The sequence below is a fragment of the Acinetobacter sp. ANC 4558 genome (genome assembly GCF_002135375.1).
In the GTDB taxonomy this organism is placed as follows: Bacteria; Pseudomonadota; Gammaproteobacteria; order Pseudomonadales; family Moraxellaceae; genus Acinetobacter.
Genome location: NZ_NEGH01000003.1, coordinates 172,555 through 191,892 on the forward strand (window position 1 = coordinate 172,555; position 19,338 = coordinate 191,892).

The 19,338-nt window shown below is 33.6% G+C and carries 15 protein-coding genes and 1 pseudogene; 11 read left to right on the forward strand and 5 right to left on the reverse strand.

Features of this window, described 5'->3' with window-relative positions:
* The first annotated feature begins 62 nt into the window (after window positions 1–62).
* From B9T31_RS05400 to B9T31_RS18220, 7 genes and pseudogenes are all read left to right on the forward strand, one after another.
* Window positions 63–626: a GNAT family N-acetyltransferase gene (locus tag B9T31_RS05400; RefSeq protein ID WP_086180934.1), complete on the forward strand. Its 564-nt coding sequence runs from the start codon at window positions 63–65 to the stop codon at window positions 624–626.
* A 12-nt stretch (window positions 627–638) separates the two neighbouring features.
* Window positions 639–1,385 (forward strand): TenA family transcriptional regulator, encoded by a 747-nt coding sequence (locus B9T31_RS05405; RefSeq protein ID WP_086180935.1) that lies wholly within the window; start codon window positions 639–641, stop codon window positions 1,383–1,385.
* The gene (locus B9T31_RS05410) at window positions 1,378–2,631 is read left to right on the forward strand and encodes an MFS transporter (protein ID WP_086180936.1); all 1,254 of its coding nucleotides are present in this window, start codon (window positions 1,378–1,380) and stop codon (window positions 2,629–2,631) included. Before B9T31_RS05405 ends, B9T31_RS05410 begins: the two co-directional genes overlap by 8 nt.
* The gene (locus B9T31_RS05415; RefSeq protein WP_086180937.1) at window positions 2,621–3,826 is read left to right on the forward strand and encodes a trans-sulfuration enzyme family protein; all 1,206 of its coding nucleotides are present in this window, start codon (window positions 2,621–2,623) and stop codon (window positions 3,824–3,826) included. Before B9T31_RS05410 ends, B9T31_RS05415 begins: the two co-directional genes overlap by 11 nt.
* Before the next feature lie 8 nt (window positions 3,827–3,834).
* Complete coding sequence (locus B9T31_RS05420; protein ID WP_086180938.1) at window positions 3,835–4,677, forward strand: dienelactone hydrolase family protein; 843 nt, start codon at window positions 3,835–3,837, stop codon at window positions 4,675–4,677.
* Between the two features lie 65 nt (window positions 4,678–4,742).
* Entirely contained in the window at window positions 4,743–5,666 is a 924-nt protein-coding gene (locus B9T31_RS05425) for a GlxA family transcriptional regulator (RefSeq protein WP_086180939.1), read from the forward strand.
* Between the two features lie 220 nt (window positions 5,667–5,886).
* Window positions 5,887–5,961 (forward strand): annotated as a pseudogene (locus B9T31_RS18220) (arsenical resistance protein ArsH); the annotation flags it as partial.
* A gap of 1,230 nt (window positions 5,962–7,191) precedes the next feature.
* Here B9T31_RS18220 and B9T31_RS05430 read toward each other — a convergent pair.
* The 4 genes from B9T31_RS05430 to B9T31_RS05445 form a co-directional block, all read right to left on the reverse strand.
* The gene (locus B9T31_RS05430; RefSeq protein ID WP_086180940.1) at window positions 7,192–8,511 is read right to left on the reverse strand and encodes an MFS transporter; all 1,320 of its coding nucleotides are present in this window, start codon (window positions 8,509–8,511) and stop codon (window positions 7,192–7,194) included.
* A 97-nt stretch (window positions 8,512–8,608) separates the two neighbouring features.
* A complete protein-coding gene (locus tag B9T31_RS05435) occupies window positions 8,609–9,610 on the reverse strand; it encodes an aldo/keto reductase (protein WP_086180941.1) in 1,002 nt (333 codons plus the stop codon).
* 21 nt (window positions 9,611–9,631) lie between these two features.
* Window positions 9,632–11,137, reverse strand: a complete 1,506-nt coding sequence (locus B9T31_RS05440; RefSeq protein ID WP_086180942.1) for an aldehyde dehydrogenase family protein — start codon at window positions 11,135–11,137, stop codon at window positions 9,632–9,634.
* Between the two features lie 99 nt (window positions 11,138–11,236).
* Window positions 11,237–12,586 carry a lyase family protein gene (locus B9T31_RS05445; protein WP_171264699.1) on the reverse strand — a complete coding sequence of 450 codons (1,350 nt, stop codon included), beginning with the start codon at window positions 12,584–12,586 and terminating at the stop codon, window positions 11,237–11,239.
* A gap of 249 nt (window positions 12,587–12,835) precedes the next feature.
* Here B9T31_RS05445 and B9T31_RS05450 point away from each other — a divergent pair, with 249 nt between their 5' ends.
* The gene (locus B9T31_RS05450; RefSeq protein WP_086180944.1) at window positions 12,836–13,726 is read left to right on the forward strand and encodes a LysR family transcriptional regulator; all 891 of its coding nucleotides are present in this window, start codon (window positions 12,836–12,838) and stop codon (window positions 13,724–13,726) included.
* A gap of 148 nt (window positions 13,727–13,874) precedes the next feature.
* On the opposite strand, the gene B9T31_RS05455 is transcribed toward B9T31_RS05450, so the two are convergent.
* Window positions 13,875–15,047 carry a hypothetical protein gene (locus tag B9T31_RS05455; RefSeq protein WP_086180945.1) on the reverse strand — a complete coding sequence of 391 codons (1,173 nt, stop codon included), beginning with the start codon at window positions 15,045–15,047 and terminating at the stop codon, window positions 13,875–13,877.
* Window positions 15,048–15,576: 529 nt separating this feature from the next.
* Here B9T31_RS05455 and B9T31_RS05460 point away from each other — a divergent pair.
* The 3 genes from B9T31_RS05460 to B9T31_RS05470 all read left to right on the forward strand — a co-directional run bounded on the left by B9T31_RS05460 (window position 15,577) and on the right by B9T31_RS05470 (window position 19,242).
* Window positions 15,577–16,275: a DUF1826 domain-containing protein gene (locus B9T31_RS05460; protein ID WP_086180946.1), complete on the forward strand. Its 699-nt coding sequence runs from the start codon at window positions 15,577–15,579 to the stop codon at window positions 16,273–16,275.
* 332 nt (window positions 16,276–16,607) lie between these two features.
* Window positions 16,608–17,849: an MFS transporter gene (locus tag B9T31_RS05465; RefSeq protein ID WP_086180947.1), complete on the forward strand. Its 1,242-nt coding sequence runs from the start codon at window positions 16,608–16,610 to the stop codon at window positions 17,847–17,849.
* 10 nt (window positions 17,850–17,859) lie between these two features.
* Window positions 17,860–19,242 carry a NarK family nitrate/nitrite MFS transporter gene (locus B9T31_RS05470; protein WP_086180948.1) on the forward strand — a complete coding sequence of 461 codons (1,383 nt, stop codon included), beginning with the start codon at window positions 17,860–17,862 and terminating at the stop codon, window positions 19,240–19,242.
* Window positions 19,243–19,338 lie beyond the last annotated feature (96 nt).

Below are 19,338 nucleotides of genomic sequence, written 5' to 3' on the forward strand. Positions count from 1 at the left end.
TTTGACTAAAATTTAAAATTTAAAATTTAAAATTTAAAGGTAAGAAATTCACGGAAAATCACATGTATTCTTTTGATTTTATAGAAGATATAGAAAAGTTTAAACTTTATGAAAGTCGTCTGATTAGTCTTTTAAGTAAAAGTATAGGAGATGAATCAATTTTAGGATTTGATGAAAATTTTGAGAAAAATAACCAAATTGAAGCTTACTTAGAAGCTTTACGACAGAATTTAAAAAATAAAACTTTAGTTATTGTAGTTGGTATAGACCGAAATGATGAAGAAAAAATCATTTCTACCTGCCAGATTAAGACCTCCCTCCAGAATACTACAAAGCATATTGCTGATTTGCAAAAAGGGATTATTGATCCTCATTATAGAGGTTCATCTCTTTTAAAAACAACCTTAAATCAAATTGCATCTTATTGTCTTTGTAAAGATATTGAATTACTAACTTTAGATGTCAGAGAAAATAGCCCTGCCCATAAAATTTGGCTGAAGTGTGGTTTTAGAGTTTATGGAATTTTAGAGGATTACAGTAGATTAAATAAAGAAAAATTTAAAGGAATTTATATGGCTCAATCAAGCCGTGAATTATTCGAATTAACCCAACCTAAACTTAATTGAAGTGAGATTGAAATGTTAGCCCCAAAAGAATTTCGTTTAAAAATGCGTGAAACCTTAAATAAGAACCTTACCTTAAGCCACCCGCTTTTCAATCATATTATGAATGAAAATAAACCAAATCTAGATCTCTTAAAGTTTACCAGTTTACAAGGATACCAATTAACAAAGTTTTTTTTAGAATATATCGAAAACCTATTTTTCTACTGTCCTATTCAAAAACATAAAATTCATCTATTACATAATATGTATGAGGAGCAAACTGGCTTTTTATCAAAAACCAAAAATCACGTTTATTTAATGCAGGACTTTATTAAAGCAATCGGTATATCTGATGAAGAACGTGAATCAGCAACAGCATTAAAAAATACGCAAGAACTCATCGATTATCGTTTGAATGCTTGTAGAAATCCAGAGCTTTACCATATTGGCGCTGCAGCAGTTATGGTGGCTAGTGAAGGTCAAAACCTTGAAAAAATTGGAGAAGAAGCAAGACATAATATCTTAGGTAAAACATACAACCTTAAAGATGAAGATCTCTATTTCTTCTCTGTTCACCAAAAAGAAGATGTTGGCCACGTAAAACAAGGCCTATCTCTACTGGTTGATTATTGCACAAATGTAAAGCTTCAAGAAGAAGCTATTGAAGCAATTGATCATACTTGCAAACTATTCTATCAAATGTATCAAGGTATTTATGAATACTATGGACTTGATAAATTAGATAGTAATTCTCAAATTAAAGTAGCCGAAAATGCTTAAATCAGTTTTAGATTTAAATAATAAATCTAGTATTGTAATTCTAGGATTAATGATTACCTTAATGGCTTCATCCATTAAGGGATTATATCAAGTATATTTTGTAGATTTATTAGATATTTACCAAATGTCACGTGCCCAATTATCATTGCTGGGTGCTATCTTTGGATTATTTGTAGGTATATTCTCACCGATAACTGGCTATATTTGTGACAAATATGGTCCGTTAAAAACAATTTTATCCGGTATTGTAGTAGCAATCGTGCTCTTTGGATTAATTTCGATTAATCAATCACAATATATTCTTTTTTTATCTTTAGGTGTTCTTGCTGCATACGCTATAACTGCGATGACATTTATTCCATTTGCCATACTTGTTGACAGTATATTTAAAGATGAAAATAAAGGAATGGCTTTCGCTATATTATCCAATGGTACAGCAATAGGTTTTATTGTCTTATCACCATTATGGGTTTATTTTTCAACATTCCTAAGCTGGCAATATTCAAATTTCATTGTATTTCTTCTATTTTTAATTGTCATTTTGCCATGTGGGTTATTACTTAATAAAAAAGTCATAATTCCTGCTAAGAAGAAAGAAAGCTTACAAAGTAAACCTAAAGTTCTAAAGGAATTGACATCTTTTAATTTTTTATTTCTTACCCTTTCATTCGGGGGATGTGGTATGGCAATGGCCTTTATTGATGTCCATTTACTACCACTTATTAAGGAGAATAAAACTTTTTTCTTATTTGACTCTAACACAACTTTAATCGCTACAGCATTAAGTACTCTAGGTATTGCAGAAATCATCGGTTCAATTTTCATTGCAATAATAATACGTTATGCAAATCTTTATTTGACCCTTGCAGCACTATATCTAGTTCGTTGTTTACTTTTTATCTATATTTCAATTTTTAATACTGACCTATCCTTCTTAGCTTTTGCTTTTATTTTTGGTCTTACCTATATGGGTACAGTGATTATTAGTTCTTTGCTTTGCCTCAAATGGTATGGAGCACAAATTAAAGGACAAATATTTGGATATCTATTTTTATTTCATCAAATTTTTGTATTCATCTCGGTATGGTCAGGCGGAATAATTTATGACTTTAATAATAATTATACTCTCTACCTACTAATGCTTAGCCTGATTTCACTCACTTCCATATTCGCAAGTTTATTCCTTTTTTTTAAACATTATACAAATAAACCCCTAATTCTAAAGGAAATAATTAATGACTCTTAATCACCTTACCTCTATGCTTCATGCTAACCGAGAAAGTTTAGATGATTGTCATAGCGATCCTATTGCTATGACTGCAGCATATGATTTTGATACAGCTTTTGATGCAAGTGAACGCTTCAATAACCGCACACAAGGCAATATTTATAGCCGCTTTACTAATCCATCTGTACGTCTTTTTGAAAATAAAGTAGCTCTTCTAGAAGGTGCTGATGATGCGTTAGCATTTTCTTCAGGTATGTCAGCTTATCTAGCTCTAGCTATTTGTTTTCTTAAGAATGGCGACCATATTCTAGTTGCAGATGGTATTTTCGGAACAACAACTAGCCTATTTAAAAATTTTCTTATTAAGTTTGGTGTGGAAGTTTCCACCTTTGAAATTTCTGAAGATTTAAGAATATCGAACCATATTAAACAAAATACCAAAATGATTTTTGTTGAGTCGCCAACTAACCCAATTTTACAAATTATTGATATTGCAAAAGTAAGTAAAATAGCTAAAGAAAAAAATATTATCTTTATTGTTGATAATACTTTACTCACGCCAATATTCCAAAAGCCATTAGCTTTTGGGGCAACACTGTCTCTTCATAGCGCTGGAAAATTCTTTGATGGCCAAGGAAGATGCGTGGGTGGTGTTATAGCTGGTGAACAGAGTCATATTGACCAACTTAGGGTTTATTTGCGCCATACAGGTACCTGTTTAAGCCCTTTTAATGCTTGGTTGCTTTCATCAAGTATTGATACGTTAGAGAGCCGGATGCTTACTCATCAACGAATCACTCATAAGGTTTATGAATGGCTCTCAAATCACCCCTATGTAAATAAAATTTATTCTACTTTTAGCAGTACTCATACCAATAGTGAAATTGTTAAAAAGCAACAAACCGGTCATACACCAATCATTTCATTCGAGATTAATGGTGACATGAATACAGCATGGAAAATCATAGATAACTTAAAACTTATTACAAACTGTACAAATATTGGTGGCAGTCGCTCGATGGTCACACACCCGTCCTCTACTACTCACTGTAAATATTCAGAAGAAGAGCGTATGAAAGTGGGGATTAGCCAAAATCTTATTCGTCTTTGTATAGGACTGGAAAACGAAGTTGACCTAATTAATGATCTTGATCAAGCCATAAATCAAGCTGTCAAAATGCAAAAACATCTTCTTTTAACTCAAGTTATGTGAAAGTAAAAATGAAAAAAAGTAAAATTATTTTATCAGTGCTAGTGCTTTTTAATATAAATGCGTACGGTGATAATTTTAAAGTTTACGATAACCCCGTAAAATATTCATATGTCGCTATTCAAAGTTCAAAATCACAAAATATATTACCTGCTAAATTAACCATTCCTAGTAATGTTACAACTCCGCCAGTCGTTATTATTGCTCATGGATCTGGTGGGGTTGATGAGCGAGGAAAACTTTATGCTGAAAATCTTAATAAAAGTGGATTTGCTACACTTGAAATTGATATGTGGAGTGCAAGAAATCTGAAAGGAGGTTTATCGCGTCCACAGCATGTAAATGAAACTATTCCAGATATTTTAGCATCAATTGAATATTTAAAAACTAATGAAAAAGTTAATAGTCAAAAAATTGGATTAATAGGTTTCTCATGGGGCGGCGTATTATCTATGTTATTAAGTGATACTAGCTATAATGCCCCACCCGAGTTAAAAGCGATGGTTGCTAACTACCCAGTTTGTTGGGCTTACAATAAAGTACCAGGATATAATTTTAAAAATTTGAGAAATAATATTAACACTTTGATTATATCAGGTAATAAAGATCTTTATGATAAACCAAATGATTGTTCAAAACTCACTCATACACTTAATAAAGTGGATTCGAGTAAGGTCAATTTAATTCAGCTAAATAATGCAACTCATGGTTTCGACAACCGTCAAGAATCATCTACATTTTACGATCCTTATGCTTTTCAAGGAAAGGGAGGAAATGTACCAATAGTATTCAATCCTCAAGCTACTAAAATAGCAGTAGATAATATAGTAAAATTTTTTAAAACTAATTTGTAATACATTTAAATTATCCGTAATATGAAAAAATATTCTTGATTTTTAGATAATACAGGTCCAGCGAGATGGATGATAGTAGAAATATATATTTCTTATTAAATAAAAACTTTCATCTACTTGATTTAGCTGGGCCTGCCCAAGCCCTACAAGAAGCTATTTTATTAGGAGCAAACTTTGAAATACATTATATCGGTTTCATCGATAAAATTAATTCAGCTCAGAATTTAAAAGTTATTAACATCGATCCTCCACCAACGGTAATTGAAGATAATTCAATAGTTATAGTTACTGCTAGTCAGTATAAAGATGAGATATTTAAAGATCCTGAAAGCATTTTAAGTGCCAAATGGCTTAATTCAATTTATAATCCCAATATTACTTTAATTGGTATCTGTACAGGCTGTTTTCTAATTGCTCAGTCTGGTCTTCTAGACCACAAAAAATGTACTACACATCATTCTCTTACGAATATACTTCAAAAGAAATACCCACAACTACAGGTAGTTCCCGATCAAATTTTTGTCAAAGATAAAAATATTTTTACTACCGCTGGTGTTACAGCGGGAATTGACTTAATTTTATACTTACTTGAAAAATGTTTTAATTTAAATCTATCACTGCAAGTAGCGCGTGATTTAGTTGTGTATAGACGTAGAATGTCCAATGATTCTCAGCATTCTATTCATATTCAATATCGAAATCATATTAGTCCTTTAATTCATAAAGTCCAAGATTATATTTCTAAGAACTACACCCAGAATATTAATCAATCACAACTTGCCGAAGATCATAATATATCCTTAAGACACTTACAGCGATCATTTAAAACTTTTACTGGGATTACTATACATAAATACATTAATTTGATCAGATTAGAAGAAGCTAAATCATTAATCGAGAATGGGTATAAAATTGAATATGCAGGTCATTTAACAGGCTTCCCTAATACAAGCTCTCTACGAAAATTACTTAATAAAAGTAATATTTAACTGAAGCAATATTTTTCTGAGCGTGGTGTGAGTATGAATCGTTAGGTATCGGCAAAATTGGCTATATAATTTTACATATTAATGGTCTACTTGGAATGAAAATGACTAATAAACCACGAATAGGAATGGATAGTAGACTTTTCCAGTAACTCTCACACTTGGAGGCCCAGACATATACTCAATAATTTCGGATTCTTCTCCTGTTTTTTCAGCACATTAATCAGCATATTTGACTGATCGGTACTCTAAACATGTGGAAGAACTATCAAAAGGTGTAAATCAAAAATCTATTTAAATTAAAAAATCGGGTACCTTGAGAAACATGTACCTTATCTTCAATTACTATCACTAGGTTTCTCATCTTTTTTCTTCTGAACTTTGTGTTTACTTCACTATCAATTTTGTTCTATGAAAAGTCAATGAAGAATCTTCAAGGCTTTAACGCTTACATGAAAAGTAATAACCTTAAACCTCGTTCTAATTAATGACAAAACTGGTTTTTATGCACTAGGTGATGAAAAGCACCTGTGATGGACCAAGTGTCACTAATTTTGAATGGAGTGCCTTTAAATGAAAATAGATCATACTCTTTGAGGGAAAAACACCATGGGTTCTTCAAATATAAGATATGGATAGTCTTATGTCTTTTAACCTTTCTTAATGCTACTTCTCCTGTGAATATGAGAAAAAGAACTATATAGTTCCGAACACTTGATTAGAAAATCAATTAAATTATTTTAGATAAACAGATCAAATTTAATTTTTTAAAATGATCAATTACCCATTTGATAGAGTCTGCATAAAATTTTTATTCATGGGACATTGACTACTTCACTTGCAATTCAACATCTTATTGATCAAACAAAACTAAATAGCTAAGACTAAATTTCAAAAGTTAATTGATTAACCTTAATTCTGCTCTTGAGCTCTTTTTAGGTAGTGAAATATGAGTTTTTAGGTAAGTTCATGAACCAATCATTATCATATTTGGAATTTTAGTGATATAAGTTATTAAAATTATTATTAATTATTCATAAATAAAATTATGAAGTAGACTTCAGGTAAACATAAGTTAAATATGATATCTGAGACTGTGGCCTACACAACACTGTATACTAATCAGATAAGGTCTGATCTCATCCTCACCAAGAATAACTTGTAATTCATTCAGCCTAGAATAACCATGTTTCTCCTCGCCAATAAAATTTAGACGTTCATCTTATTGAATTATTTCTGGAAGAAAAACATCTTCAATTACAAAATACCATATAGAAATGTTACTAAAGATACATACTAAGATTACTTTTTTATCACAGTTGTTTAACAAAATTTATGTGAAAATATCATAAAATCTATAATCAGCAAAAAATAGATAAATCTTTATAATCATTAGCAACTTGTAAAGAAGATATATTTTTCATATTTTAAATAAAAACGGAGTAATTGATGCTAAATATCCCAATTTGCATCAATTACTCTCTCCTCTTCCTATTTAACTTCCTAAATGATATGTTTAATATCAATATTAAGCATTGCCTGCTTCTGAAAGTGTTTTGTCTTTAGTTTCTGGTGCCCAAAGTACTGAAACAACCAAACCAACGACGAGTACTGCAACCAAACATAATAAAGTATTGGTCGTACCGATATTCAATAATGCAACAGGTAATAGGAAAGTACTGATTGCAGATGCAATTCGACTAAATGCGATTGCTAAGCCAACACCAGTTGCTCGTATTTCAGTAGGAAAGCTTTCTGCTGGAAAAACACCCACTAAATTACTCACAGCCGATAGTGTTAGAGTAAATATTGAAAATGCCAGTATTGAAAAAATGACCAAAGAACTTGGAAATAATGCTAAAGCCAATAAACTAATAACCAATACTGCAAAAGAACTAATTAAAAACCCTCTACGTGTCGCTTTATGTGTCAAATAAATACCGACAACTGCACCCACAATAAGGAAAATATTTAGCATAAGGTCGGTGGTTGAGTTATGACTTAATCCCATCACATTTAAAATTTGTGGTAAGAAGGTATAGATTGCAAAATACGGCATAACAATACATGCAAAAAATACGCAGTTAAAAATAGTTCTTTTAATATATTGTCGGCTGAACAAGGTCATGAACGATGCATTTTTTTCAGAACTCTGTACATCATCAATATAGACATTTGGTCCAAAATGTTTATTTAAGATTTGATCTGCTTCTGCCTTCCGCCCTTTTAGCATTAACCATCTTGCAGATTCAGGTGTACCAATACGTGCGAACATAATAATCGCAGCAGGTATCGCAGATGAAGCTAACATCCATTGCCATGCGGTATCGGCAGGTAAAATTTTAGAAAGCCAATATCCAACAAATGTTGCAGCAACATAACCAACTGTCCAAACCACGCTAAAAGAGGACAGTAAAATACCCCGATGTTTTTTAGGTGAATATTCAGATAAAAGCGCATGTCCTACGCTAAAATCTCCACCTAGACCAATACCAATAATGACACGTAATATAAATAGACCTAATGCAGTTTCTACAAACAATTGTAAAAGACTTGCGAAAGTGATCACAATAAAACTGATCGTAAAGACTAACTTTCGTCCAATAATATCTGCGAGCCAACCAAAAAACATACTACCTAAAAACAGTCCTAATAATGCAGAACTGCCAATTAAGCCTTGCCAAAATGGTGATAAACCAAGTTGAGGGGCTAAAAGTGTAAGCGCGAATCCAATAATACCAATGGCATAGCCATCCGTAAAATGTGCACCTAATGTAATTCCTGCGAATTTAATGTGAAACTTATTTAAAGGAACATGATCTAAAACAATTTTTTGGGCATTACTCATCTGCCTACTCCCTTCATACGATATGTTTTTATTATTATTTCCATTAAAAAGGAGAGCCTGAGGCTCTCCTCGCTCATAGCATTAGATCAGATAGGATCTATCTTGATCGTGCGACGCGCGGAATACGCTTTCCTGCTGTATAATCATTAATTAGATCACAAGGTGTATAATTACGTTCTAATTCAAATAATTCGTCATCACTGAGTGTTATATTTAACGCGTGTAATGCACTATCAAACTGTTCTTTCGTATCTGCACCAACAAGCATTGAGCTAATTTCAGGTTTATTGAGTACCCAAGCTTGTGCAATTTGCGCAGAAGAACAATTTCTCAGTTGAGCAATACTTGCAACTGAATGTGCAATATCTAATGAGGTTTGATCGTTATACATTTCTGCTGTGAAGAAATCCGTCTTATTGCGTGTAGACTGAAAATCATTGGCTAATAGACCACGGGCAAGTGGACTAAAAACGGATATCCCTAAACCTTGATCGAGACAAAAAGGGATCATTTCTCTTTCTTCTTCACGATAAGCACAGTTCAGTTGTAGCTGCATATTAATCGGTTTGACCAAGTTATAACGTTCACAAACTTGTAAAATTTTAGCAAGTTGCCATGTATACATTGTTGAAACACCGATATATCTTGCTTTACCTGCTTTCACAATGTCATGTAGCGCCAGCATAGTTTCTTCAATAGGCGTATGGATATCATAAAAATGCAGCATATAAATATCGACATAATCCATATTCATACGCTTGAGAGATGCATCAATTGATTTCATGATATGCTTGCGTGAATGACCTGTATCATTAATATTATCACTCATCGCATAACCGACTTTAGTTGCAATCACAAGATCATCACGTTTGGCAATACGATTTAGCACATTACAGACCACTCGCTCACCTTCACCTTGCGAATAAAAGTCTGCCAAATCAATGAAATTCACGCCATTATCTAAAGCGTGCGCAATGATTGGCTCACTTTCTTTTTCATCAAAAATCCACGGTTTCCACTGCTTTGAACCCATGTTCATTGTGCCAAGACATAGACGTGAAACTTTAAGACCTGATTGGCCTAATTGAACATATTGCATGTTTAAAATCCTTTTTAAATTTTAGTATTCGCCAAAGCTAATCCAAACGGATTTCACTTTTGTATAAGATGCAAGAGAGTGATTCGCCATTTCTTTACCCCAACCACTTTGCTTAAATCCACCAAAAGGACTACTTAAGCCATAACAACCATAGCGGTTAATGAATAACATTCCGGCATCAATTTTTTCAGCGACTTGATGTGCAAGAGAGATATTTGAGGTGTAAATTCCAGCGGCTAAGCCATATGGCGTATCATTTGCGATATCAATTGCTTGTTCAACAGTAGAGAAACGAATACAACAAAGAATTGGACCGAAAATTTCTTCTTGTGCAATTCTTGCCTTAGGATTTACATCAGAGAAAATGGTTGGTCGAATATAGAATCCTGCTGCATTGTCCCCTTCAACGTCACGATATCCACCAGCGACTAGAGCGGCTTCCTGTTTTCCAATTTCAATGTATTGCATAATTTTATTAAATTGTGCTTCATTACACTGTGGACCTTGTTGAGCTGTAAGATCAAATGGTGAACCACATTTCACTGCATTGGCTTTTTCAACTAAACGTCCAACCACATAATCGTAAATTGAATCATGAATAATAAAACGAGTCGGTTCAGAACATTTTTCGCCTTTGCAAGAGAACATCACTTCAAAGGCACGATCAATGGAAGCATCTAGCGCAGGTGTATCTTCAAAGAAAATACAAGGTGACTTTCCACCTAGCTCTAAAGTTGCAGTTTTTAAGTTTGATCGCCCTGCATTTGCAATAATTTTACGTCCAACATCCGTACTTCCTGTAAATGAAACTTTATGTATATTTTCACTTAAAGTCAGTTGATTGGCATGCACACCATTGGTTAACAGAAGATTAATTAAACCCTTTGGTAGGTCGAGATGTTCGTCAATCAATTCCATCAAGAATATTGCTGTTAAAGGCGTATATTCAGAAGGCTTTAAAATAACTGGATTTCCCATTGCCAAAGCAGGTGCGATTTTGAGACTCGCTTGATATAAAGGAAAATTCCAAGGTGCGATTAACCCACATACACCAATTGGCTCTCTGGTGGTAAAGTTCAGAAACCCATCTTCTACTGGACAGTTTTCACCATAGAATTTATCAACCCAACCCGCATAATATTCAAAAATATCAGCACATGTCGGAATATCGCCATCATAGGATTCGCTATATAACTTTCCGTTGGGCAATGATTCTAGAACAGCGAATTTCTCTTGATGATCTCGAATCAGTTGTGCAATTTTTTTCAGTACATTGGCTTTTTCAGTACGTGAAATTTTTGCCCATACTTTAGTTTCATGAACTTGATTTGCATCAATCGCCATTTGCTCAATTTGAGCAGCACTTGCCATTTCAAATTCACATAGCACCTGATTATTTGCAGGATTTTTTACATGCCAAATTTCATCGCTATCACCTTGCAACCAGCTTCCATTCGTATATTGCAGCTTTGGCTTTGCCAACCATTGCGTTGCCCACTGCAAACTTTGTTCTAAATTATGTGCCATTACAGCAACTCCCTTGAAAAACGCTTCAATAAATATCTGAGCTCAGATTAATTCTTAGGAATTTTTTTGCAAACGACAAAAATTCCATGCCATGAAACATTAATTCCCTTGTAGCGTTTTTATAAAGGCTTTAATCTGATCTAAATCACCATGAAATTTTTTATAGACATTCGAGGCTTCGGCATAACCTACCTGTTTTGATAGCTGAACCATGGTTGGAATCAATGATTCCAAATTTTTTAAATTCTGAGGACTATTTGGCTTTAAACCTGCAATGCAATGCTCAGAAAATACGTCAATTGCATCAGTTAATAAGTAAAGTACATCAAATAATTGTGTGGCAATAAAGGTTTGCCATGGTGAATAATCTAATTCATCATGCATTTGGGTAACTTGAATACTGTGACAAAGCCCGATGACATGAAAAGCGGTCTGGATGACATATTCAGGTATATTTGGATTAATTTTACCTGGCATTGCAGATGAGCCTTGTTGTACAGCAGCTAATGTTAACTCTCTGAACCCAGTTTCAGGCCCTGAAGACATTAATCTTAAGTCTTTTGCAATTCTAATTAAGGTGGATGCAAATTGGCTTAAATTGCTCGAAAAACGAATTAATACATCATTATTTTGTGAAGCATCAAATAAATTTTCTACTCGAAATAAATTCGTATTCTGTGTAATAGAAGATAATTCCAACATAATATTTTCATAAAATGCTGTTGAACAATCACCTGATCTACCAATGATATTACCGCCAATATTAATCCCATGCAGCTCATCAATATTATGCTGTAATTCAATCATATGACGAGAAATAGCAAATAAATAACCACCAAACATTTGCCCAAAGCTGACTTCTACAGCATCTTGTAAACAGGTTCTTGATAGCTTTTTTTCTGCCCCATACTGTAAAATGAAATGACGCATCGATTGTTCTAAATGATCAATCGATATTTTTAATTTTTCCCATATTTTAATGACTGTAATTTGAATAGATGTCTTTAGAAAATCACTTGTAGAATGATTTAAGTTAATATGATTATTTGGATGAATCGGTGAATAACTTCCGTACGGTCGTTCAAAATAAAGTTGATTTGCTAAGTTCGCAATCACTTCATTAAGATTCATGTTAATACCAACACCGCCACCGCCATGATAAGCATGGATTGCAAAATACTTCTTTAGCTCAACAGAATTTTCATTTAATAGTTGATCAATTACAGCAACTATTGCATGTGCATTTGGTTGACTTAACTCATTATTTTGTAAATTAGTTAAGGCACATGCTTTTTTAAGTTGCAATAATGATTGTAAAAATACAGGGTAATCTCCCAATACTTTGACATGTTGTGTTGGATAAATATTGAGTGTTCTCTGTGTTTGACTTCCATAGGCAGCATCTGTCTCTATGTGAACATCGCCTAATAAATCCCTTTCAATTCTCATTTTTTCACTCGATAGCATTTTCATCAATTGATATATGCTATAGCGATCATGTTTGAGCAAATGACATTAATTCTGAAGCAAGAGAAAAAGTATCAGCAGTGTATGTTTATTCAGATCATTTACTATTTATTCCTCTAATGAATGGCTTGTATGATAGTCTATGCATGCTTTATCACGCATAAGGATGGTTACATAAAACTATTTTATTATCCGTTAATGATTTGGATGTGATTACCCTAAGGAGGGGATATGAGTTTTCCATCGCTGAATTCACTGCGTGCATTTTATATTGTCGGAAAGCACTTAAGTTTTAATAAAGCTGCACAACATTTAAATGTCACTAGTAGTGCCATTAGTAAACAAGTAAAAAGATTAGAGGACTTATTAGGAACACCTCTCTTTTTAAGAGATCAACAAAATATTAATTTAACACCTAAAGGTGTAATGCTTTACCACCAATTAGATTCAGCTTTTCAAATTATTGATAACGCCGTCGAAAGCTTTAATCACTCAAATATCAATACCAAACTCAATATATTATGTGCACCGACTTATGCGAACCGATGGTTAATTCCCAAATTACTTTCATTTCAACAAAAAAACCCAAGATTACATTTAACCATACATTCTCATGCAGAATCTGAATTCATTTATGATGCAGAAATTAGATTTGGTACTAAAGAAAAATCTCGGTTTGAGAGTCAACTGTTGTGTAAAGAACGGTTTATTGCTGTTTGTGCTCCCGATCTAATGCAAAGGTCACAGCATCTTGCAGATGAGACCAGTAATTTTTTGCACATTGCGTACCAAGGGGGGCGTTTGTCTATCTGGGAAAAATGGCTCGAACATAGTGATATTCAAATTGATCTAAAAAATATTAAACAATCTGGTATTGAACTCTATACATTAGATCAAGTTATTACAGCAGCCAAAGCAAGTATGGGTTTTGCAGTCGTTGATCAACGTATGATTTTACAAGAATTGAAAGATGGCTCATTACTCCAATTTCACCCGCATCACACTGAAAGTGACTATGGGTATTGGTTAGATGTACATCCAGAAAAAGTAGGTCTATCAAAGTTAATTGATCTGACAAAATGGTTAAAAGAAATTAATATTGTTAAGCCACATGAGTCATAAATACATCAATGCTGTTTATACTTAGTGTAAACATATTTTGATTAATATTTGTTTTGTGTTTATATTAAACATATAGCGTCACCAGATGATTCTGTTATGACGCTATATATTTGACCACGATATTTCTAATAATCGTTGTGATTGTTAGTTAAAAATTATAAATGAAGGTTAAATTCAGCATTTTATGCCATTTATTTGTATCACCTACCGCCAATGAGTCGAAATTTCCTCCAATAAATGGATCATTTTTACTCATGATATACTCTGTATAAAAAGAGATATTTTTATAATCCCAAGCTACACCTGCAATATGACGTTCGGAGTTATGATCATCGTGATTACGTTTATCATAGGCACTATATACTACATATGGTGAAATATTTAAACCATTGTCCATCGTTTGAAACTTATAAGAGGCATCTAAAGTATAAAAATTTCCCTTATTTGCCAAATCATATTCTGTGTCAAATGCACCTATCGTTGAACTATGTGAATGTTGAGGATCTTTATTATCAATTGATAATTTACCCCCCGTTAAGGTAAATGCAGCCTTTTGATAATTGATATGACTAAATAACGCCCAAGCTTTACGTGAACCTTTTTGATGATTCGTATTATTTTCAATTTCAGAATGCCAATAGCTCGCTCCAACTGACGCATTAAAATCATCAGAAGATAAAAAACCAAGATCTTGGTTCACGCGCATTAGCCACATATTTTTTTCTTTCAAATTGGTTTTGTCTGGGTCATCGGTCCGAACAAAATTTGCAGTATATCGCGCTGCATCACCATTTCCTTTATAGCGTCCACCATCTCGGGCAAAATAGGCTAAATCGACTTTGGTTTGTTCCGAAAATTCAACATGATAATTGATGCCTAAATTTAAAACATCTTGTAAACCAGCTGTGTTATTAATTCCTGCGTAAAAACTGCTATCCCAAAATCGCCCTGGACCAAATGGAATGGCTTGTAAACCGACTGTTAATCGATCAGTTTCATTCAATTTATAGCCAGCATAAGCATAAACTAATGTAGAAAAATCACATAATTTATCATATTGATAACATCGATATTCAACATTAGCTAGCCAACGTTGAGAGTCGTAGCCAAGACGAAAAATTGCTGCATCAAACTTAATTTTCCGATTATTTGATGCAGGTTCACCAAAATGCTTATCATGGTAATTTGCGCGTAAAGCACCAGAAAATGTTACTTCGCCTAAAGTGCTTTTCGCATCACCTAGATGAATTTCAGCAAATGCTGAATATGACAATGTCGCAATGGACATTCCTAGACATGCTTTTAAATACATCATTTTCATTTTATATCCCTAGCAAAATAATTTATAGCAAATCACCTACTATTTACTTAGTCTGTAACCGCTAATTTCATTATTTGCTTTTGCTTTAGATCCCAATCAAGTGATCTTTCAATCCATTTCTTTTATTTCAAATTGTTTATCTTTACAGATATTCTCGGGCAGAATCTCATATATATTTCTGGAATAGAAGGGAAATAAAATACCAACCCAATGACTTTTTCTCATCAATTCAAGACACTGGCGATTTAATTCCCCTATATTCATTTAACAAGATAAAGATAATCTATTTTCTATAAATGCTCTCTTCTCTGCTTAGAACAAAGAAAAATAAAGAAATAGTGATTTTAGCATTTTCTTTTTATATTTAATTTTAACTTTAAATATGACTTTAGGAATCATAAAAATGCACTAATTATCATCAGTTATTATGCACCACTTCATGTTCTTTGAGTTTAAATCTCCAAGCATTATGCTGCATTTAAGTAAACTCAGTGTATATTACTGGCATCGTTAAATATTTAACCCACATATGACACATTCTTTTTCTGATAATGAACAAATTAACGTTGTATCCACTTTTTTAGCGCTTGTGAATAGCAGTTTTCAAGGAAACTGTAATGCCATGTGTTGGCATAGAAACTTGCTCGGTGATTTTGAAGAGATTACTCATAAACTTCAGTTAAAAGAAAATATTACCGAAATTTCAGTTGAAGATCTTTTTGCACTTAGATTGACCCCAAATGGAAACTTAGCAAGAGAAACCATCTTAAAAGATATACAATTACTCACTGATTTTGGTGCATCTCCTTCACTTAATTTACTTAAAAATTATGAAAGAGATGATGAATTGGATTTTATTTCCACCGATGTATATTCTTATCATGTTGATCGTTCACCGATTGAAACGGATACTTTTTTATGTACTTATTTTGGTCCTGCAAGCGATATCCTTCCCCAAAATCAGGTTCAACAAAAAATTTTAATTCCAGAAATTAGAGCGAAACTAAAACAGCTATATCATGGTCCAGAGGCTGAATTTGAAGCATTTCTCGTAGAGAATTTTTTTGATTTACATTATTTAGCCAAGACTAATGCGCAATCAGTGAATTTAGGTTCAGGACATCTTTGGCGTTTAGCAGTAGATCATCCAACACAGCAAGTTTCCCCTTGTGTTCATAGAGCTCCTTTAGAAAAAAATGGGGAATATAGACTACTATTGATTTGTTAAATAGTACTTTAATGAAGTAATAAACTGACTGATTTACTTTAATTATTTGATGAATTTATAAAAACACATTAAGACAATATATTTGTGATCCTTTCCAATCACATTCATATGTATAACTCAATATTTTTAGCCAAAGCTTAAATCTACCAAGAACAATACCGCACTTTAAAAAACTATAAATTAAAATTTAACAGAAGTTTCTTTTTAACCAAAAGAACTAGATTGATATTAGCCAAATGCTTTATATCTCTTGCCAATTTGATGAATTTAATCATTTTTCATAATCCCCTAACCTAGTCATAGAAATCTGACATTAAGTCAGGGAAACACTTATGAAAACTCATCGTTATAAAGCAAATAGTATACTAATTTCGAGTACAGTAGCATTTACGATTTGTTTCATGATTTGGATGATTTTTGCCGTTCTCGGTATTCCAATCAAAGAACAACTCGGGTTAACAGAAACTCAATTTGGATTATTGGCTGCAATGCCAGTGCTTTCTGGTTCTCTTATTCGGGTGCCATTAGGTATTTGGACAGATCGCTATGGTGGTCGCATTGTTTTCTTTATTCTCATGCTTATTTGTATTCCTCCCATTTTTCTTCTGCAATATGCACAGCAATATTGGCAATTTTTGTTACTCAGTTTGTGGATGGGACTTATTGGCGGCTCTTTCTCCATAGGCACACCCTATGTAGCGAAATGGTTTGATCGTAAACATCAAGGTCTGACTATGGGTATATTTGGTGCTGGTAATGCAGGAAGTGCCCTAAATAAACTCATCGCACCAACATTAATTATTTTATATGGTTGGACATTTATTCCCACGCTATATTCTGTGATTTTGTTTTTATGTGCGTTGATGTTTTGGTTTACGACGTATAGTGACTCTAAACATCGAGTTGCTCCTTCTGTAAATTTTATTGACCAGCTTAGGCTAATTAAAAACCCAGCAGTTTTACGTTATAGCCAATATTACTCAGTTGTTTTTGGAGGTTATGTTGGGTTAGCACTTTGGATGGTGAGTTACTATGTCCAAGAATATCACTTTAGTTTGACTCAGGCTGCTTTCTTAGCTGCTTGTTTTTCCTTACCAGGTGGTGCACTACGGGCATTAGGTGGTTGGTTATCAGATAAATACGGCGCCTATAAAGTAACTTGGTTGGTCATGTGGGTGTGTTGGGTTGCATTCTTCATTTTATCCTATCCATCGACTGACATGTCTATTCAAACTGTGAATGGTTCATCTCAATTTCATATTGGCATTAATGCCACTGTCTTTACCATTCTTCTCTTCGTTATCGCAATTGCGATGGCAATTGGCAAAGCATCTATTTTTAAATTTATTGCAGATGATTTCCCTGAAGACATGGGAACAGTCTCTGGTGTTGTGGGTTTAGCAGGCGGTATAGGCGGCTTCTTATTGCCCATTATGTTTGGACTGCTCGTTGATTTTACTGGAATTCGATCTAGTTCATTTATGTTGCTCTATGGCTGCGTCTGTATCAGTTTAGTTTGGATGCATTTTTCATTTAAACCATTGCAAAAGAAAGAAATTTTAAAACAAAATTAAAGGTATTCTCATGGCTAAGAACTTATCAGTTTGGCAACCAGAAGATCCAGATTTTTGGAATAAAACGGGTCAAAAAATTGCCAAAAGAAATTTATGGATTTCTGTTCCTGCACTACTTCTCGCCTTTGCTATCTGGCAAGTATGGAGCGTAGCAGTTGTGCAGTTGCCAGCAATTGGATTTAACTATACTAAAAATCAATTATTCTGGTTAGCTGCATTACCTGCATTGTCTGGTGCAACATTACGTATTTTTTATTCTTTCGTCGTCCCTATATTTGGCGGACGTCGCTGGACAGCAATATCAACAGTGAGCTTACTCATTCCTGCAATTGGTTTAGGTTTTGCAGTACAAGACCCAAACACCAGTTATCTAACAATGGTTATTCTTGCCCTATTATGTGGTTTTGGAGGTGCAAACTTTAGTTCATCAATGTCAAATATTAGCTTCTTTTTTCCAAAATCTGAAAAAGGGAGCGCAATGGGAATTAATGCGGGTTTAGGTAATCTAGGTGTTTCAACCGTCCAATTTATTGTACCACTGGTGATCACATTTTCGTTATTTGGCGTGCTTGGTGGACAAGCTCAAATAATGACCAGACCTGATGGTTCAAGTCATCAAATATGGTTACAAAATGCAGGTTTTGTTTGGGTTCCTTTTATTATTCTTTCCACTATTTCCGCATGGTTTGGAATGAATGATATTGATTCAGCCAAAGCATCTTTTAAAGAACAAGCTGTCATTTTTAAACGAAAACATAATTGGTTAATGTGCTGGCTATATATTGGTACTTTTGGTTCATTTATTGGTTTCTCGGCAGGTTTTGCACTACTGACCAAGCAAGTTTTTCCAACAGTAGATCCTATCAAATATGTTTTTTTAGGACCTTTAGTTGGCGCATTAATGCGTGTTGTTGGTGGTTGGTTGTCAGATAAATTTGCAGCATCTAAAGTAACGCAAACAAGTTTTGTACTGATGGTTTTAGCCGTGGTGGGAGTTATTATTAGTTTACCCAATGCTACCTCGCAAGGGACATTTTTAGGTTTCTTTATTGGTTTCATGGTCTTATTTGCAGCGACGGGTATTGGTAATGCATCTACTTTTGCGCAAGCACCTCGAATTTTTTCAACACTTTATCGTCGAAATGCGAAAAAACTCGGATTAAATGAACAACAAGCCGACGCTGAGGCAGCAAAAGAGTCTGCTGCAATTGTTGGATTTATGGGGGCAATTGGTGCTTATGGCGGCTTCTTCATTCCTAAAAGCTTTGGTACCTCTTTAGATATGACTGGCAGCCCTGTCCCTGCACTCATCGGGTTTATCATATTTTATTTAATTTGTATTTTAATTAACTGGTGGTTCTATGCCAGTGATAAAGCAGAAGTAAAATGCTAAATTCATTTTACAAATATTAATTTTTGATCATGTTTAAACTTTTTTCAACATATCCCTTTTTCTAAATGATTAAGGGATTTTTTTTAAAGAAATAGA

Coding starts and splice junctions, on each gene's coding strand:
- B9T31_RS05400 (WP_086180934.1), top strand. CDS start 63: ATGTATTCTTTTGATTTTATAGAAGATATAGAAAAGTTTAAACTTTAT.
- B9T31_RS05405 (WP_086180935.1), top strand. CDS start 639: ATGTTAGCCCCAAAAGAATTTCGTTTAAAAATGCGTGAAACCTTAAAT.
- B9T31_RS05410 (WP_086180936.1), top strand. CDS start 1,378: ATGCTTAAATCAGTTTTAGATTTAAATAATAAATCTAGTATTGTAATT.
- B9T31_RS05415 (WP_086180937.1), top strand. CDS start 2,621: ATGACTCTTAATCACCTTACCTCTATGCTTCATGCTAACCGAGAAAGT.
- B9T31_RS05420 (WP_086180938.1), top strand. CDS start 3,835: ATGAAAAAAAGTAAAATTATTTTATCAGTGCTAGTGCTTTTTAATATA.
- B9T31_RS05425 (WP_086180939.1), top strand. CDS start 4,743: ATGGATGATAGTAGAAATATATATTTCTTATTAAATAAAAACTTTCAT.
- B9T31_RS05430 (WP_086180940.1), bottom strand. CDS start 8,511: ATGAGTAATGCCCAAAAAATTGTTTTAGATCATGTTCCTTTAAATAAG.
- B9T31_RS05435 (WP_086180941.1), bottom strand. CDS start 9,610: ATGCAATATGTTCAATTAGGCCAATCAGGTCTTAAAGTTTCACGTCTA.
- B9T31_RS05440 (WP_086180942.1), bottom strand. CDS start 11,137: ATGGCACATAATTTAGAACAAAGTTTGCAGTGGGCAACGCAATGGTTG.
- B9T31_RS05445 (WP_171264699.1), bottom strand. CDS start 12,586: ATGAGAATTGAAAGGGATTTATTAGGCGATGTTCACATAGAGACAGAT.
- B9T31_RS05450 (WP_086180944.1), top strand. CDS start 12,836: ATGAGTTTTCCATCGCTGAATTCACTGCGTGCATTTTATATTGTCGGA.
- B9T31_RS05455 (WP_086180945.1), bottom strand. CDS start 15,047: ATGAAAATGATGTATTTAAAAGCATGTCTAGGAATGTCCATTGCGACA.
- B9T31_RS05460 (WP_086180946.1), top strand. CDS start 15,577: ATGACACATTCTTTTTCTGATAATGAACAAATTAACGTTGTATCCACT.
- B9T31_RS05465 (WP_086180947.1), top strand. CDS start 16,608: ATGAAAACTCATCGTTATAAAGCAAATAGTATACTAATTTCGAGTACA.
- B9T31_RS05470 (WP_086180948.1), top strand. CDS start 17,860: ATGGCTAAGAACTTATCAGTTTGGCAACCAGAAGATCCAGATTTTTGG.